Below are 15,603 nucleotides of genomic sequence, written 5' to 3' on the forward strand. Positions count from 1 at the left end.
GGCCGATCAGAACGGGTCGTTGCCGCGGCGCCGGAACCAGCCGGTCAACGACAGGCGCTCGCGCCTGGCCGGCAACACCTCGTGCGGCACCTCACCGGAAAGAAAGATCGCCAGGCAACCGGCCACGGGCTGCACATCGTGCTCGACATCATCTGCCAGGAACATGCGCAACTGCCCGCCATCCTCCGGCAGCCAGCCTTCGTTGAGGTAAAGCACCGCCGATACCATGCGCCGGTCATCGTCGCGGAAGCGGTCCAGGTGCCGGCGATAGAACGCCCCCGGTGGATACAGGGCAAAGTGGCATTCGAAGTCTTCCAGGCCGAGGAACAGGCCCTGGTTGATGGCCTGGCGCAATTGGTCCATGGCCGCCAGGTACTGGTCGCAGGCCGCGGCCTGGCCAGGGTCGATCCACTGAATCTGATCCCCGCGAATACTCTCGCGCACCTCCTGGGCCTCACCGCGCCCAACCCCGGCAGGGTTGAGTTCGCCTTCGGCATCACGCCGCCGGCATTCGGCCGCAAGCCCGCGCACCAGCTCGGCAGGCAGAAAAAGCGCCTGCTGCGACCAGCCGTGGGTGGCCAGATCGTCGACGACGGCCGCAAACATCGGGTTTTCAGGGGAGATGTGCATGGCGCGCATCATATCCATTCGCCCTGTCGGCGCACAGCGCCACTTGGCTGAGAAGCGTTCGGATTGCTCGACAAAATGGCGCCGGGCCTAGGACAATAGCCAACTGCCGACAGGAGTCCTGAATGCGCCGTCTGTTTTCCCTGCTTCTGCTGATGATCTGCACCATGCCTGTCTGGGCAGACAGCCTCGATCAGCTGTACAAGGCCGCCGGCTGGCCCGACCAGCGCGCCCATTTTTCCGATGCCGTGAGCGCCGCCCAGCAGCGCTACCGCAACAGCCTGCCGCCTGCGGTTTACCAGGCGCTGGTCAACAACAGCAACCAGCGCTTCCAGGCCCAGGCCATGGACAACCGTGCCCTGGCAAAACTGCGCAGCACACTGCCGAACCCAGCACCGGCCCTGGCCTTCTTCCAGTCGCCACTGGGTCGCAAGATTGTCGCCGCCGAACTGCTGGCCACGCGCAAGGACCAGCTGGCCAAGAATGCCAAGGGCTTGCCGAAGATCCAGGCCAGCGACAACCGCATGCTGGTCATCGGCCACCTGGCCCAGGCCCTGCCGGCCCGTGAAGCCGGCGCCGAAGTCAGCCTGGCGATTGCCGGGGTGGCCGCCGACAGCCTGAGTTCGATGATCCCCGGCCTGTTCGGCGCCAGCCAGGCCCAGAGCCTGCTCGACGGCCAGCGCCAACGTTTGATGGGGCAGATCGGCGAAGACCTGAACAACACCCTGCTGTATGTCTACCGCGACCTGTCCGACGACGAACTGGAAGAATTCGCCACCTTTGCCGAGTCGCCGGACGGTAAGGCCTATTATCAGGCTGCCGTGGCGGCCGTGCGCGCCGGCCTGGCGGTGGGCCAGAACAGCGGCGGCCTCAAGTGATCAACCCAGGCGCTGCTGGATGAAGTCGAGGTAGCGCCGGCGAATGTCCGGCAGCTCGTTGGCCAGGTGATGGCGGGCTTCGGGCAACATCAGGATTTGCGGCTCGCTGAACTTGGCCTTGAGCACTTCCAGGTTATGGGGCCAGTCAACCGTACCATCGGCCTCCCCCTGCACGATCAGCGGCCGCCGCGCACAGTGCGGCGCTGCTTCGATACGCTTGACCCAGGCGATCAAGGCGCCGACCCAGGCCGTGGGCAGTCGCCGCGGTTGCAGCGGGTCGGTCTCGAGGAAGGGCAGGAATGTCGGGTCGTTGGTGTTCTCGCTGAAACGCCGTTCGATGCCGTTGACGAAGTGGCGCAGCACCCGATAACTGAACTTCGACCAGCGCCACGCACGTGGCCTGACCAGCGGCGCCAGCAGGATCACCTCGCCATCGATCGGGCTGCGCTCACCTTGGTGCAGCAAGTGGTCCACGGCGATGGCGCCACCGGTACTCTGCCCGCAGAGGTGCCAGGGGCGTGGCAGTTCAAGGCCACGCGCCTGTTCGAACAAGGCCTCCAGCACCTGCTGGTACACCGCAAAGTCACTGATGCTGGCGCGCTCGCCACTGGACAGGCCGTGGCCTGGCAAGTCACAGCTGATCACCGCATAACCGAGCTTCAACGCCCACTCGATCACATGCCGATAGAGGCCCATGTGGTCGTAATAGCCGTGCAACAGGAACAGCGTCGCAACCGGCTTTTCCGGCAGCCAGACCTGCCCGACCAGCTCGAACCCCGCCGCCTGGAAACCGCCCAGCCAGCTCTGGGCCGACAGGTTCAGGCCATAGAAACGCTGATAGTCCTGCGCCTGCGTGGACAACGGCTGGCGTTTGGCCAATGGGGCGAGGCTGGCACGCAGGGGATCGGGGTAAAAGGCAGCGGGCATCAGGTACATCCAGGACGGAGCGAGTATTGATCTGGGATATTCAGCTCTGGCCGGCGTCGTGGCAAGCTTGCTCACTTCGAACAGGCAGCACAGATCAGTTGTGGGAGCGGCCTTGTGTCGCGAAAGGGCTGCAAAGCAGCCCCAGGATTTCGGCAGCGCTGCAAGCATTGCTGGGGCCGCTTTGCGGCCCTTTCGCGACACAAGGCCGCTCCCACAAAAAGGCCGCGGACACTTCATGAAGATTCGAATCATCAAACACATATGCGCAGCAATCGCCCTAATGATCGGCATTGCCGTGCTCTGGCAGGCCTACTCCACCTTCCAGTCCCGCTACCTGCGCCCGTTCGACAACCAGACCACCCTGTTCGACGGCAGCCAACTGCAACTGCCCCCCGAACTGGCCGGCCCCGGGCCGATCCGCGTGGTGCATTTCTGGGACCCGGCCTGCCCGTGCAACGTCGGCAACCAGCAGCACCTGGGCGACCTGATGACCCAGTTCGCCGATCAGGGTGTGTCATTCCACATCGTGCAAAAGCCTGGCACCCACGGCCAATTACCTACCAACCTGAGCAGCCTGCAACCCATCGCCAACGTGCCAGGCAGCGAACACCTGCCCGCCTCGCCCGCCGTGGCCATCTGGGACCACCAGGGCACCCTCGCCTACTTCGGCCCCTACAGCGAAGGCGCAGTGTGCAACGCCAGCAACAGTTTCATCGAACCTATCCTCAAGGCGCTGCTGGCTGGCCGCAACGTCACCGCCTCCAATACGCTGGCCGTGGGCTGCTATTGCCCCTGGGCAGGCTGACGCACCCTCGCCGGGTTACCCACTACGGTGACCCCCGCTGGCACATCACGGGTCACCACACTGCCTGCACCGACGATGGCATTGTCACCGATGGTCACCCCCGGCAGGATAATCGCCGCACCACCGATCCACACATTGTTGCCAATGATCACCGGCCGCCCGCTCTCCAGCCCGCTGCGGCGCACCTCGGGGTCGAGCGGATGGTCGGCCGTATAGATCTGGACGTTGGGGCCGATCTGGCAGTCGTCGCCGATGCTAACCGGCACCACGTCGAGGATCACGCAGTTGAAGTTCATGAACGTGTTGCACCCGACACTGATGTTGTAGCCGTAGTCGCAATAGAACGGCGGGCGGATCACCGTGCCTTCGCCGACATGGCCAAAGTGCTCGGCGAGCAGGCCGTTGCGCGCGTCGTTGAGCAACTCGACGCTGTTGTTGTAGCGGTGCATCCAGTGCTTGCTGGCGATCTGCTCGGCCTGCAGCTCGGGGCAACCGGCGTGGTAGAGCTGGCCGCTGAGCATTTTCTGTTTTTCGCTGAGGGACATGGAAACTCCTTGCAGGGGACTATGCTCTGTTCGCGAATACGTCGATGATCGGACCACAGTTTCCGCTCGAATGCACAAGGAGTCTCGATGAAACGCAGCCTGACCCTGTTGGCCGTGATCATTGCCGTGGCCGCTGGCGCCGGTTACTGGTACATGCACGGCAAGCTGCCGCAACGTGAAGGCGAAGTGGCCATGCCCGGGCTGCAAGCGCCGGTCAGCGTACGCTACGACGCCCGTGGCGTGCCCCATCTGCAAGCGCACAGCGAGGCAGACCTGTACCGCGCCTTGGGCTACGTGCATGCCCAGGATCGGCTGTTCCAGATGGAAATCATGCGCCGCCTGGCCCGTGGCGAACTGGCCGAGGTGCTGGGCGACAAGCTGCTACCCACCGATACGCTGTTCCGCAGCTTGCGCATCCGCGAGCAGGCTGCGCTGATGGCCCAGCGCCAGGACCCCCAGTCACCCGCATGGCAGGCCTTGCAGGCCTACCTTGAGGGCGTCAATGCCTGGCAGGCCAGCCACCCCAAACCGGTGGAGTTCGACCTGATCGGCATCACGCCACGGCCGTTCACTGCCGAAGACACCCTGAGCATCGCCGGCTACCTGGCCTACAGCTTCGCCGCAGCTTTTCGCACGGAACCTGCGCTGACCTACATCCGCGACCAGCTTGGTCCGCAATACCTGAAAATCTTCGACCTCGACTGGCAGCCGCAAGGTGCACTGGGCACACCACTGGCGGCGGCCGACTGGCAAAGCCTCGAAGCCGTGGCCCGCGCCAGCCACGAAGCCCTGATCGAAGCCGGCATTCCGCAGTTCGAAGGCAGCAATGCCTGGGCCGTATCCGGCAGCCGCACCCGCAGCGGCAAACCCTTGCTGGCCGGCGACCCGCACATCAGTTTTGCCGTGCCCGCCGTCTGGTACGAGGCTGAACTTTCGGCGCCCGGCTTCAACCTGTACGGCTACTTCCAGGCGCTGAACCCGTTCGCAATGCTGGGGCACAACCGTGACTTCGGCTGGAGCCTTACCATGTTCCAGAACGATGATGTCGACCTGATCGCGGAAAAGACCAACCCTGCCAATGCTGACCAGGTCATGGTCGACGGCCAGTGGCGCACGCTGGAAAAGACCGAGCAGCAGGTTGCGGTCAAAGGCGAACAACCGGTCACTATCAACCTGCGCCGCTCGCCCCACGGGCCAATCGTCAACGAGGTCCTCGGCGCAACGGCCGGGGCCACTCCCATTGCCATGTGGTGGGCGTTCCTCGAAACCGAGAACCCGATCCTCGAAGGCTTTTACCAGCTCAACCGCGCCGACACCCTGGGCAAGATGCGCGAAGCGGCGGCCAAGGTGCAGGCGCCGGGGCTGAACTTCGTCTGGGCCAATGCACGTGGCGATATCGGCTGGTGGGCGGCGGCGAAGCTGCCGATCCGGCCGGACGGTGTGAACTCGTCGTTCATCCTCGACGGCGCTGGTAGCCAGGCCGACAAACGCGGTTTCTACCCGTTCAGCGTCAACCCACAGCAAGAGAACCCGGCCAGCGGCTTTATCGTCTCGGCCAACTACCAGCCACCGGCCGTGGTACCGATACCCGGCTACTACAACCTCCCCGACCGCGGCCGCCAACTCGACCGCCAATTGGCCAACCCGCAGGTGAAATGGGATACGCAGAATAGCCAGACGCTGCAGCTCGATACCACCAGCGATTATGGCCCGCGCACCCTGGCGCCTCTGTTGGCGACTTTGCGCCAAGTCGCCCAGGGCGACGAGGAAAAGGAGCTGGTCGAGCAGCTGGCTGCCTGGCGCGGCGACTATCCGCTGGATTCCACCAGCGCCACGTTGTTCAATCAGTTCCTCTACGAACTGGCTCATGCCGCGTTGCATGACGAACTGGGCGACACTTGGTTCCCGGTACTGATCAGCACCCGCGCCATCGATGCCGCACTGCCGCGCCTGGCCGCCGATGCCGATTCGCCATGGTGGGACACCCGCGGCGCCAACCAGCGCACAAACCGCACCGCTATAGTGCGCATGGCCTGGCAGAAGAGCCTTGCCCACTTGCGCGACACCCTCGGCAAAGACCCGGCCAGCTGGCAATGGGGCAAGGCCCATACCCTGACCCACAACCATCCACTGGGCTCGAAGAAGCCGCTGAACCTGCTGTTCAATGTCGGCCCGTTTGCCGCACCCGGCACTCACGAGGTACCCAACAACCTGTCGGCGAAGATTGGCCCGGCGCCGTGGCCGGTGACTTACGGGCCATCGACCCGGCGCTTGATCGACTTCGCCGATGCCGGGCAGGCACTGACCAGCAACCCGGTGGGGCAGAGCGGCGTGCCGTTCGACCGGCATTTCGCAGACCAGGCCGAGCGGTATGTCGAAGGCCGGTACCAGCGGGCGCAGATGGGCATGATTCCGGCGCAGAGTACCCTCAGGCTTGTTCCCGGCACCCGTGAGTAATCTTGAAAACCCTTGAATTGAGGCCAACCCACCTTTCCCCGCCAGCCACAAACAAAAATGCCGACGCAAAGGCGTCGGCATTTTCAAACAACGATCAAACAATCAGAACGCAGGCAGTACCGCACCCTGGTACTTCTTGGCGATGAATGCCTTCACCTCGGGGCTGGTCAGCGCCTTGGCCAGCTTCTGGATGGCCTCGCTGTCCTTGTTGTCCGGGCGGGCTACCAGGAAGTTCACGTACGGCGAGTCGCTGCCCTCGATCACCAGCGCATCCTTGGCCGGGTTCAGGCCGGCTTCCAGGGCGTAGTTGGTGTTGATCATGTCCAGGTCGACCTGGTCCAGCACGCGCGGCAGCATGGCCGACTCAAGCTCGCGGAACTTGAGCTTCTTCGGGTTCTCGGCGATGTCTTTCGGCGTCGCCAGGGCGTTCTTCGGATCCTTCAGGGTGATCAGGCCCGCCTTCTGCAGCAGGATCAGCGCACGGCCGCTGTTGCTGCCTTCGTTCGGGATGGCGACGGTGGCGCCGTCTTTCAGCTCGCTCAGGCTCTTGACCTTCTTCGAGTAGCCACCGAACGGCTCGACGTGCACGCCGATCACGGTCTCCAGGTGCGTGCCCTTGCCTTCGTTGAAGCTCGTCAGGTAAGGCAGGGTCTGGAAGTAGTTGGCGTCGAGCCGCTTCTGGTCAACCTGCACGTTCGGCTGCACGTAGTCGGTGAAGACTTTGATTTCCAGGTCCACGCCTTCCTTGGCCAAGGTTGGCTTGATCAGTTCAAGGATCTCGGCGTGCGGCACTGGGGTCGCGGCTACGACCAGCTTCTCGGCGGCGGATGCCAGCCCGGCGAATGACAGGGCGGCGGCCAGGGCAGTGGTAAGCAGGGTCTTCTTCATGGTGTTCCTTGTTCTGGATCTGAGCCATCAGGGATGGCGAAGTCGGGAGCCCAACCGTTTCACCGGCAGGCGTGACGCGGACAATACCGAGATTTTTTATTCCCTAACAATATCTTTTAATTAGCTGCTTATTCCAAAAGCAAAATGCCACCTCACATTTGCTTATTAGCTCGTCTAGCGCGCGGAATTGGGCAGGTCCAGGTCCTCCGGCAGCAGTTCGCTGCCGTTGTTGACCAGCAGGGCGAAGTGAATCACGTTCTCCAGTTCACGGGTGTTGCCCGGCCAGTCATGCGCTTCCAGCACCTGCTGCGCGGCCTCGCTGATCAATGCCAGCGAGCGCTGCAAGCGCACGCTGTAAATGCCCGCGAAGTACTCGGCCAACGGCAGGATATCGCCCGGGCGCTCGCGCAGCGGCGGCAGCTCCAGCGCGCCTTCGTGCAGGTACTGGTACAGGCGCTCGTTGAAGCGCCCGGCCTTCACCACCCGCGCCAGGTCGATGCTGGTCGCGGCCACCAGGCGGACATCCACCGGCTGTGGCTGCTGCGCGCCGACACGGGTGACCTCACGGTTTTCCAGGGCAGCCAGCAATTTGCCCTGGATCGCCAACGGCAAGTCGGCGATCTCGTCCAGATACAAAGTGCCGCCATTGGCCGAGCCGAACCAGCCCGCGCGGCTGCTGGCAGTGCCGCCCTGGCTGCCGGCGCTGTAGCCGAACAGTTCGGCATCGGCATAGGTCGGGCTGATGGCAGCGCAGTTGACCGAGACGAACAGGCCAGCGCGGTCGCTGGCGCGGTGAATCTGCCGGGCCAGCAACTCCTTGCCGGTACCGGTCTCGCCGCGGATCAGCACCGGTACCGGTTGCGGCGCCAGCAACTCCAGGGCCTGGCGCAACTGCTGCGAGCGCGGGTCGATGAACACCAGCGCCTTGGCACGGATGCTCAGGGGGCTCTTGTCCAGTTCAGGGAAGGTCAGCAGCGGCTGGCCGAACGGGTTTTGAAAAGTCATGACGAACTCCCGCCCCAGGCCAGGGGCGGCCGGGCGTCAGGCAAATGGTGAACGATCGGGGCGATCAGGCGCGGCGCAACGCGCGCTGCTCGATCCGGCTTTGCAAGCGGTACAGGTAGGCGAAGCCTTGTTCCCAGCGCTCGTGGCCAGACTTCACGTTGATGTGCCCGGCATTACTCAGCAGGCCCGCCTCGGCGCCCCAGGCCTGGGCCAGGTACAAGGCACGCGGCACGCTGACTGCCGGGTCGTTGTCAGAGCTGACCACCTGGCTGGGGAACGGCAGCGGCTGCCGCGGGATCGGTGCGAAGTTGCGCAAGGCCGTCGCGCAGGTGGGCCGCTCGACATCCGCCGGGGCCACCAGCAATGCGCCGCGCACCCGGCGCAGCAGAGTCGGGCTTGCTTGCGCAGCCCAGTGGGCGACGGTGACACAGCCCAGGCTGTGCCCGATGAGAATCACCGGCGAGCACTCGGCGGCAATCGCCTGCTCCAGCGCCTGCACCCAGTCGCGGCGCTGTGGGGTGAGCCAGTCAAGCTGCTCCACCCGGGCGCTGTTGGGCAGCGTGCGCTGCCAGTGACTCTGCCAATGGTTGTCTGGCGATCCTTGCCAGCCCGGCACAATCAGGTAACGAATCGACTCATTGCGCATGGGGACGCCTCCGGTAAGTTTGCGTGCTTGAAGACCAGTATAGGGAGGGAGTTATATCCGTAAAGGAATAAGAAGCTATTTATTAATAACTGAAATTACATTCAGATGACAAAAAAAGGGCCAACCCCTGCCAAGAGATATGGCCCATAAGCCTTGCCTGAAGAGGGTTGGAGATTAACGTGCAGTGATTACCGCCAGTTTACTGATCCCCGCGCGCTCGATCGCCGCCATGGCCCGCGCCACTTCGCCATAGTTAACGCCATCGTCGGCCTGTAGCTGCACACGTACGTCGGCGTCCTTGTCCTTGGCTGCCTTGAGGTTGGTTTCCAGCAGGTCCGGCTGGATCTCGTCCTTGTTGATGAACAGCTTGCCGCCACCGTCGATGCTCACCACCAGCGGGTCTTTCTGTTCCACAGGGGCCACTGCTTCGGTCTTGGGCAGGTTGATCGGGATGGCGTTGGTCAGCAGCGGCGCGGTGACGATGAACACCACGAGCAGCACCAGCATGACGTCCACCAATGGCGTGACGTTGATTTCACTGAGGACTTCGTCACTGTCCTGGGTCGAAAAGGCCATGTCAGGACGCCTCCTTCACTGGCTGGGTGAAACCGGCCTGGGCCTTGTGCACGGCCGGGTGCACCAGCACGCGGAAGGCACTCTTCTGCGCCAGGCTGTAGAAGTCGTGGGCGAAATCATCGAGGTCGGCGGCGGTCAGCTTGAGGCGGCGCAGGAAGTAGTTGTAGACCAGCACCGCCGGCACCGCGACGGCGATACCCACGCCGGTGGCGACCAGCGCTGCGCCGATCGGGCCCGCCACCGTTTCCAGGCTGGCAGAGCCGGCCGCGCTGATGCCTTTAAGAGCTTCCATGATGCCCCACACAGTGCCAAACAGGCCGATGAAGGGCGAGGTGCTGCCGATACTGGCGACCACTGCCAGGCCGGTTTCCAGCGAGCGCCGCTCACGCACGATCTGCTGGCGCAGGGCGCGTTCGAGGCGGTCCTGATGGTTGATGGCGTGGCTCAGGTCACTGGCGTGCGCTTCACCAACCGCAATGGCGGCATAGCCGGACTGGGCGACGCGGGCGGCCGGGCCAGGCAACTCGTGGCTGATTTCCGCCGCCGAGTCGAGGCTCGATGCGGCCCAGAATTGCTGGTGGAAGCGTTTGTCCTGATTCTTCAGCCGCACGAATTGCGCGACCTTGACCAGGGCCAGGCCCCAGGTGGCGACGGAAAAACCGACCAGCAGCCAGATGACTGCACTTTCAACGGATTCGAGGGGGGATGCCAGCAGGCTCATGATGATGTCTTCCTGTGTTCTGCGAAAAAGTTAGCGAAGCTTGAAATCGATCGGCACGCTGACCCAGCCGGCCTGGGCCACGTCGCCCTGCTTGGCGGGAACGAAGCTCCAGCGCTTGACCGCAGCCACCGCGGCGGCGTCGAGGGCATCGCGGCCGCTGCTCTGCTGGATCTGGATCTGCCCCGGCTTGCCGCTGGGCAGTACTTCGACCCGCAGCAGCACGGTGCCTTCCCAGCCACGGCGCTGAGCCATCTGCGGGTACTCCGGTGCCGGGTTCTTCAAGTACGCGGCGTTGGCTGACGGTGGCGTGACCGGGGCCGGTGCGGGTGGCGCAGGCGGCGCCGGGGCCGCCACCGGAGCAGGCGGCGGTGCCTCGACCGGCTTGGGCTGCGGCTTGGGTGGTTGCTTGGCGACCGGCTTGGCCACGGGTTTAGGCTTCGGCTTGGGCTTGGAGGCCAGCTCGTCGATTACCGGGGGCGGCGGCTCGACGACTGGCGGTGCAGGCGCAGGTGGCGGGGGTTCCACAACGGGCGGCGCGGGGGCGGCGAACTCGATGGTCATGGGCGGGATCTGTGGCGGCACCACGGGCAGCGCGGGCGTGGGGGCCTGGCTGACCCAGTAGGCAGCGGCACCGTGCAGGGCCAGCACCAGCAGGCCCAGCGCCAGCTTGTCACGGCGTTTCAGGCCGCTGACCGGGGTGCGTTGCAGGCGCAGCTGGCCCAACGGCAGGCGAAGTGTCCGTCCAAGCTCGACCAGGTCGCCCGGGCTCGGGCGCCATGGCTGGTCGTAGGCCCTGACGGCCGACTGGACATTACCCATTGATCAAACTCCTGGGGTTCTTGATTCAGGTGTGTGGCTGAATCATCGCGGGCAGGGACTTATCTCTGAAAGTAATGTTTAAACTTAAAGCTAGACCTTTTGGGAATATTTAATTCGACAGAACCGCTCTAGCCCGCAGGCTTCGCGGGGTGTGGGTTAACGGAGGACTGGCGATGCATTGCGGGCATATTAAATATTCGCGCAAGGCATCAGTTTGCCGCGAGGGCTGCGCCCTCGTTTCGCGACACAAGGCCGCTCCCACAGGAGGATTGCATACCCATGTGGGAGCGGCCTTGCGTCGCGAAAGGGCTGCGCAGCAGCCCCAACAATCTTGCAGGCAACAAAAAGCCCGGGAACCAAGCCCGGGCTTTTCATGCGTCAAGGCGGCTCAGATATTCGCCAGCTTCTGCCACACCTTGGGCCGGAAGAACAGCGTCTCGCCACGCGCCAGCCCGGTCAGGCTGTCGTGGTCCTTGACCACTTCGGCCTCGATCAACTCGCTCTGCCCTTCCACCTTCAAGGTCACGCGCGTAGTGGCGCCCAGCGGGCGGATGTCGCGCACCTCGGCGGCATGGTGCCCTTCGGTCTCATGTCGCGACAACGATACCTCGTGCGGGCGGAACAGCACATGGTGCCCTTCGCTCAAGGCCAGGCGGTTGGAGTCACCGAGGAAGTGGTAGACGAAGTCGTTGGCCGGCTGCTCGTACACCTCACCCGGCGAGCCGATCTGCTCGATCACACCCTTGTTCATCACCACGATGCGGTCGGCCACTTCCATCGCCTCTTCCTGGTCGTGGGTGACAAACACCGAGGTCAGGTTGATATCTTCGTGCAGCCGTGCCAGCCAGCGGCGCAGCTCTTTGCGCACCTTGGCATCGAGCGCACCGAACGGTTCGTCGAGGAGCAGCACCTTGGGCTCCACCGCCAAGGCGCGAGCGAGGGCAATACGCTGGCGCTGGCCACCGGACAGCTGCTCGGGGTAGCGGTCGGACAGCCAGTCCAATTGCACCATGTTCAGCAGTTCGTGGACCTTTTCGGCGATCTTGCTCTCGCTCGGGCGCTCGCCCTTGGGCTTCATGCGCAGGCCGAAGGCAACGTTGTCGAACACGCTCATGTGGCGGAACAACGCATAGTGCTGGAACACGAAGCCGACGTTGCGATCACGCACGTCGTGGCCAGACACATCCTCGCCATGGAACACGATATTGCCCTGGTCCGGGGTTTCCAGGCCGGCGATGATGCGCAGCAGGGTGGTCTTGCCGCAGCCCGATGGGCCAAGCAGGGCCACCAACTCGCCGCTGTTGATGTCCAGGTTGATGTTGTCCAGGGCCTGGAAGCTGTTGAAGCGCTTGCTGACGTTACGAACTTCGATCGACATGAATCATTCCTCCGCGGCGCTGTGGCGCAGGCGGTTAATACGGTTCTCGCTCCACTGCTTGAGCAGCAGGATGAAGAGCGCCAGGATCAGCAACAGGCTAGCCACGCTGAAGGCCGCGACGTGGTTGTACTCGTTGTAGAGGATCTCCACGTGCAGCGGCAAGGTGTTGGTCACGCCTCGGATATGGCCCGACACCACCGACACCGCGCCAAACTCGCCCATGGCCCGCGCAGTGCACAGCACCACGCCGTAGATCAGGCCCCATTTGATGTTCGGCAGGGTCACGTGCCAGAACATCTGCCAGCCATTGGCCCCGAGCAGGCGCGCGGCTTCTTCCTCCTGCGTGCCCTGCTCCTGCATCAGCGGGATCAGCTCACGGGCGACGAACGGCACGGTAACGAAGATGGTCGCCAGGACGATGCCCGGCAGGGCGAACACGATCTGGATGTCGTGGTCCTGCAGCCATGGACCGAACAGGCCTTGCGCGCCGAACATCAGCACGTAGACCAGGCCGGCGATCACTGGCGACACCGAGAACGGCAGGTCGATCAGGGTCACCAAAATGCTCTTGCCACGGAAGCTGTACTTGCTCACGCACCAGGCGGCGCTGACACCGAACACCAGATTCAGCGGCACCGAGATGCCGACGGCGAGCAAGGTCAGCTTCAGCGCCGACAAGGCATCAGGCTCGAAGATCGCCTCGAAGAAGGTGCCGAAGCCGTTCTTCAGCGCCTGCGATACCACGATCACCAGCGGCAGCAGCAGGAACAGCGCGAACACCAGCCAGCCAAGGCCGATCAGGATGCGCCGCGAAGTGGCGCTGCCACGCCGGGCGGCGTTGGCGGCGGCGCTTGTACTCAGGGTTGAACTGGACATGCGGCCTCCTTCAAGGGGTTTCGATGCGGCGCTGCAGCAGGTTGATCAGCAGCAGCAGGATGAAGGAAACCACCAGCATCAAGACGCCGATTGCGGTGGCGCCGGTGTAGTCGTACTGGTCGAGCTTGACCATGATGAGCAACGGCAGGATCTCGGTTTTCATCGGCATGTTGCCGGCGATGAAGATCACCGAACCGTACTCGCCTACGCCACGGGCGAAGGCCAGAGCAAAGCCGGTGAGCCAGGCGGGCAGCAGCGCCGGCGCCAGGATATGGCGGAACACCTGCAACGGCTTCGCGCCCAGGCAGGCAGCCGCTTCTTCGACTTCCCGCGGAATGTCCGCCAGCACTGGCTGCACGGTGCGCACCACGAACGGCAGCGTGACGAAGGTCAGCGCCAGGGTGATGCCCAGCGGCGTGTAGGCGATCTTGAAGCCCAGGTCGGTGGCGAACTGGCCGACCCAGCCTGCAGGCGCGTACAGGGCGGTCAGGGCAATACCGGCTACGGCGGTGGGCAGGGCGAACGGCAGGTCGATCATCGCGTCGATGACCTTGCGCCCGGGGAAGGTGTAACGCACCAGCACCCAGGCCAGCAGGGTGCCGATCACACCGTTGATGATGGCGGCGAACAGGGCGGTGCCGAAACTCAGCTTGAGCGCGGCGATCACCCTCGGCGCGCTGATGATGTTCCAGAACTGCTCGAAGGTCAGCTGCGAGGCATGGATGAACATGGCCGCCAGCGGTATCAGCACGATCAGGCTGAGGTACACCAAGGTGTAGCCCAGCGTCAGCCCGAAGCCGGGTATGACGGGGGAAATGCGACGTGACATAAATATCCCTGGTTGAACGCACTTGGCCCGGGAGCGATCCCGGGCCGGTGCAAGCTTCTGAATCCTGGGGCTGCTGCGCAGCCCCGCTTTTCCTTGGCCCTTACTGTGCCTGATAGATCTGGTCGAACACACCGCCGTCATTGAAGAACTTCGGTTGTGCAGTCTTCCAGCCGCCAAAGTCCTTGTCGATAGTCACCAGGTCCAGTTTCGGGAACTGCTTGCCGAATTCGGCAGCCACTTTCTCGTCACGCGGTCGGTAGAAGTTCTCGGCGGCGATCTTCTGGCCGGCCGGGCTGTACAGGTGCTTGAGATACTCGGTGGCGATCTCGGTATTACCCTTCTTCTCGGCATTCTTGTCGACCACCGCCACAGGCGGTTCGGCAAGGATCGACAGCGACGGCACGACGATGTCGAACTTGTCGGCGCCACCGTCTTCCTTCAGCGCCAGGAAGGCTTCGTTTTCCCACGCCAGCAGCACATCGCCCTGGCCGTTGTTGACGAAAGTGATGGTCGAGCCGCGGGCGCCGGTATCCAGCACGGGCACATGCTTGAACAGCTCCTGCACATAGGCCTTGGCCTTGTCTTCGCTGCCACCCGTCTTCAGGCCGTAGGCCCAGGCGGCGAGGAAATTCCAGCGGGCGCCGCCGGAGGTTTTCGGGTTGGGGGTGATGACCGACACGTCCTTCTTGATCAGGTCGCCCCAGTCCTTGATGCCTTTCGGGTTGCCCTTGCGCACCAGGAACACGATGGTCGAGGTGTAGGGGGTGCTGGCGTCCGGCAGGCGGGTCTGCCAGTTGTCCGGCAGGGTCTTGCCGAGCTTGGCGATTTCGTCGATGTCACCGGCCAGGGCCAGGGTCACCACGTCGGCACGCAGGCCATCGATCACCGCACGGCCCTGTTTGCCCGAGCCACCGTGGGATTGCTGGATCTTCACCTTGTCGCCCGGGTGAGCCTGTTGCCAGTGCTTGATGAATTCGGCGTTGTATTGCTGATACAGCTCACGGGTCGGGTCGTAGGACACGTTCAGCAGTTCGTAATCCTTGGCGATGGCGGAACCGGCAAAAACAGCACTGGCCAGCGCGGCGAGCGCATAACGGCGGATGGACATGGTGAAGCTCCCGATTGGCATTTTTCTAGTTTTGGGTGTTTGGGTGCAGATCAGCTGGGCTTGTTGCCGGGCTGTTGCAGGCGGAACTTCTCCTTGCGCTCGATCTGTACGACCTGAGCGTTGTGCACAGTGATCTCCACCGCACCGAATCGCAGGTCGCGCAAGGCGCTCTGGATTTCCCGCAGAATGGTGGCTTCGTCCTGACCGTCGATGCTGCGCAGCGATGCACTCATGCTCGTTCTCCTTGGAGTGAGGGTGCCGGGCTGCGGTATGGAGGGGTTTGCGCCTGGCTTGAGGGCAATAGTAGTGAGGCGGGGTTATTCTTAAAAATACTGTTTAAGAATGTTTATATAACCAAAATTTAAATCCGATTTTGAAGGCGACAACATGCACTCTGTGGGAGCGGGGGGGGGGGGGGGCGGGGGGGGGGGGCGGGCCCCCCCCCCCCCCGGCCGCCCCCCCCCCCCACGCGCAGGGGTGGGGGGGGGTGTGGGGGGTTTTGGGGCGGGCCGGGGGGA

The 15,603-nt window shown here is 63.7% G+C and carries 17 protein-coding genes; 3 read left to right on the top strand and 14 right to left on the bottom strand.

Features of this window, described 5'->3' with window-relative positions:
• Positions 1-6: 6 nt before the first annotated feature.
• Complete coding sequence (locus ACIPW4_RS09950; protein ID WP_400657257.1) at positions 7-639, bottom strand: 2OG-Fe(II) oxygenase; 633 nt, start codon at positions 637-639, stop codon at positions 7-9.
• Between the two features lie 113 nt (positions 640-752).
• Here ACIPW4_RS09950 and ACIPW4_RS09955 point away from each other — a divergent pair, with 113 nt between their 5' ends.
• Positions 753-1,505, top strand: coding sequence for a DUF2059 domain-containing protein (locus ACIPW4_RS09955; RefSeq protein WP_400657156.1), 753 nt, complete (start codon positions 753-755; stop codon positions 1,503-1,505).
• Here ACIPW4_RS09955 and ACIPW4_RS09960 read toward each other — a convergent pair whose 3' ends face one another.
• Positions 1,506-2,432: an alpha/beta hydrolase gene (locus ACIPW4_RS09960; protein WP_400657157.1), complete on the bottom strand. Its 927-nt coding sequence runs from the start codon at positions 2,430-2,432 to the stop codon at positions 1,506-1,508.
• A gap of 235 nt (positions 2,433-2,667) precedes the next feature.
• On the opposite strand from ACIPW4_RS09960, the gene ACIPW4_RS09965 reads away from it, so the two are divergent.
• The gene (locus ACIPW4_RS09965) at positions 2,668-3,237 is read left to right on the top strand and encodes a DUF6436 domain-containing protein (RefSeq protein WP_400657158.1); all 570 of its coding nucleotides are present in this window, start codon (positions 2,668-2,670) and stop codon (positions 3,235-3,237) included.
• Here ACIPW4_RS09965 and ACIPW4_RS09970 read toward each other — a convergent pair.
• Positions 3,216-3,782, bottom strand: a complete 567-nt coding sequence (locus tag ACIPW4_RS09970) for a sugar O-acetyltransferase (protein WP_400657160.1) — start codon at positions 3,780-3,782, stop codon at positions 3,216-3,218. The genes ACIPW4_RS09965 and ACIPW4_RS09970 overlap by 22 nt on opposite strands.
• An 87-nt stretch (positions 3,783-3,869) precedes the next feature.
• Between ACIPW4_RS09970 and ACIPW4_RS09975 the strand changes: the two genes are divergently transcribed.
• On the top strand, positions 3,870-6,239 hold the full coding sequence (locus ACIPW4_RS09975; RefSeq protein ID WP_400657162.1) for a penicillin acylase family protein: 2,370 nt from the start codon (positions 3,870-3,872) through the stop codon (positions 6,237-6,239).
• Positions 6,240-6,341: 102 nt separating this feature from the next.
• Here the strand turns inward: ACIPW4_RS09975 and ACIPW4_RS09980 are convergent, their stop codons facing one another.
• The 11 genes from ACIPW4_RS09980 to oscA all read right to left on the bottom strand — a co-directional run bounded on the left by ACIPW4_RS09980 (position 6,342) and on the right by oscA (position 15,318).
• Positions 6,342-7,127, bottom strand: a complete 786-nt coding sequence (locus ACIPW4_RS09980) for a MetQ/NlpA family ABC transporter substrate-binding protein (RefSeq protein WP_400657163.1) — start codon at positions 7,125-7,127, stop codon at positions 6,342-6,344.
• A gap of 174 nt (positions 7,128-7,301) precedes the next feature.
• On the bottom strand, positions 7,302-8,132 hold the full coding sequence (locus ACIPW4_RS09985; RefSeq protein ID WP_400657164.1) for a sigma 54-interacting transcriptional regulator: 831 nt from the start codon (positions 8,130-8,132) through the stop codon (positions 7,302-7,304).
• A 64-nt stretch (positions 8,133-8,196) separates the two neighbouring features.
• Positions 8,197-8,778: an alpha/beta hydrolase gene (locus ACIPW4_RS09990; protein WP_400657165.1), complete on the bottom strand. Its 582-nt coding sequence runs from the start codon at positions 8,776-8,778 to the stop codon at positions 8,197-8,199.
• 174 nt (positions 8,779-8,952) lie between these two features.
• Entirely contained in the window at positions 8,953-9,354 is a 402-nt protein-coding gene (locus tag ACIPW4_RS09995; protein WP_261942257.1) for a biopolymer transporter ExbD, read from the bottom strand.
• A 1-nt stretch (position 9,355) separates the two neighbouring features.
• On the bottom strand, positions 9,356-10,075 hold the full coding sequence (locus ACIPW4_RS10000; protein ID WP_400657167.1) for a MotA/TolQ/ExbB proton channel family protein: 720 nt from the start codon (positions 10,073-10,075) through the stop codon (positions 9,356-9,358).
• Positions 10,076-10,105: 30 nt separating this feature from the next.
• The gene (locus ACIPW4_RS10005; RefSeq protein WP_400657169.1) at positions 10,106-10,894 is read right to left on the bottom strand and encodes an energy transducer TonB; all 789 of its coding nucleotides are present in this window, start codon (positions 10,892-10,894) and stop codon (positions 10,106-10,108) included.
• Between the two features lie 388 nt (positions 10,895-11,282).
• Entirely contained in the window at positions 11,283-12,272 is a 990-nt protein-coding gene (locus ACIPW4_RS10010; RefSeq protein WP_400657171.1) for a sulfate/molybdate ABC transporter ATP-binding protein, read from the bottom strand.
• A 3-nt stretch (positions 12,273-12,275) separates the two neighbouring features.
• Positions 12,276-13,148 (bottom strand): sulfate ABC transporter permease subunit CysW, encoded by an 873-nt coding sequence (gene cysW / locus ACIPW4_RS10015; protein ID WP_400657173.1) that lies wholly within the window; start codon positions 13,146-13,148, stop codon positions 12,276-12,278.
• A gap of 10 nt (positions 13,149-13,158) precedes the next feature.
• Positions 13,159-13,977 (bottom strand): sulfate ABC transporter permease subunit CysT, encoded by an 819-nt coding sequence (cysT, locus tag ACIPW4_RS10020; RefSeq protein WP_346643105.1) that lies wholly within the window; start codon positions 13,975-13,977, stop codon positions 13,159-13,161.
• A 100-nt stretch (positions 13,978-14,077) separates the two neighbouring features.
• Positions 14,078-15,085: a sulfate ABC transporter substrate-binding protein gene (locus tag ACIPW4_RS10025; protein WP_110632752.1), complete on the bottom strand. Its 1,008-nt coding sequence runs from the start codon at positions 15,083-15,085 to the stop codon at positions 14,078-14,080.
• Between the two features lie 50 nt (positions 15,086-15,135).
• Entirely contained in the window at positions 15,136-15,318 is a 183-nt protein-coding gene (gene oscA / locus ACIPW4_RS10030) for a sulfur starvation response protein OscA (RefSeq protein WP_012274726.1), read from the bottom strand.
• Positions 15,319-15,603: the final 285 nt, after the last annotated feature.

It is taken from the genome of Pseudomonas sp. NPDC089996, assembly GCF_044748405.1.
GTDB lineage: Bacteria > Pseudomonadota > Gammaproteobacteria > Pseudomonadales > Pseudomonadaceae > Aquipseudomonas.

Excerpts from the sequence above, each read along its gene's own strand:
- ACIPW4_RS09950 (WP_400657257.1), bottom strand. The coding sequence starts at position 639 with ATGCGCGCCATGCACATCTCCCCTGAAAACCCGATGTTTGCGGCCGTC.
- ACIPW4_RS09980 (WP_400657163.1), bottom strand. The coding sequence starts at position 7,127 with ATGAAGAAGACCCTGCTTACCACTGCCCTGGCCGCCGCCCTGTCATTC.
- ACIPW4_RS09970 (WP_400657160.1), bottom strand. The coding sequence starts at position 3,782 with ATGTCCCTCAGCGAAAAACAGAAAATGCTCAGCGGCCAGCTCTACCAC.
- ACIPW4_RS09965 (WP_400657158.1), top strand. The coding sequence starts at position 2,668 with ATGAAGATTCGAATCATCAAACACATATGCGCAGCAATCGCCCTAATG.
- ACIPW4_RS09955 (WP_400657156.1), top strand. The coding sequence starts at position 753 with ATGCGCCGTCTGTTTTCCCTGCTTCTGCTGATGATCTGCACCATGCCT.
- ACIPW4_RS09990 (WP_400657165.1), bottom strand. The coding sequence starts at position 8,778 with ATGCGCAATGAGTCGATTCGTTACCTGATTGTGCCGGGCTGGCAAGGA.
- ACIPW4_RS10005 (WP_400657169.1), bottom strand. The coding sequence starts at position 10,894 with ATGGGTAATGTCCAGTCGGCCGTCAGGGCCTACGACCAGCCATGGCGC.
- cysT (WP_346643105.1), bottom strand. The coding sequence starts at position 13,977 with ATGTCACGTCGCATTTCCCCCGTCATACCCGGCTTCGGGCTGACGCTG.
- cysW (WP_400657173.1), bottom strand. The coding sequence starts at position 13,148 with ATGTCCAGTTCAACCCTGAGTACAAGCGCCGCCGCCAACGCCGCCCGG.
- ACIPW4_RS09960 (WP_400657157.1), bottom strand. The coding sequence starts at position 2,432 with ATGCCCGCTGCCTTTTACCCCGATCCCCTGCGTGCCAGCCTCGCCCCA.
- ACIPW4_RS09995 (WP_261942257.1), bottom strand. The coding sequence starts at position 9,354 with ATGGCCTTTTCGACCCAGGACAGTGACGAAGTCCTCAGTGAAATCAAC.
- ACIPW4_RS10025 (WP_110632752.1), bottom strand. The coding sequence starts at position 15,085 with ATGTCCATCCGCCGTTATGCGCTCGCCGCGCTGGCCAGTGCTGTTTTT.
- oscA (WP_012274726.1), bottom strand. The coding sequence starts at position 15,318 with ATGAGTGCATCGCTGCGCAGCATCGACGGTCAGGACGAAGCCACCATT.
- ACIPW4_RS09985 (WP_400657164.1), bottom strand. The coding sequence starts at position 8,132 with ATGACTTTTCAAAACCCGTTCGGCCAGCCGCTGCTGACCTTCCCTGAA.
- ACIPW4_RS10010 (WP_400657171.1), bottom strand. The coding sequence starts at position 12,272 with ATGTCGATCGAAGTTCGTAACGTCAGCAAGCGCTTCAACAGCTTCCAG.
- ACIPW4_RS09975 (WP_400657162.1), top strand. The coding sequence starts at position 3,870 with ATGAAACGCAGCCTGACCCTGTTGGCCGTGATCATTGCCGTGGCCGCT.
- ACIPW4_RS10000 (WP_400657167.1), bottom strand. The coding sequence starts at position 10,075 with ATGAGCCTGCTGGCATCCCCCCTCGAATCCGTTGAAAGTGCAGTCATC.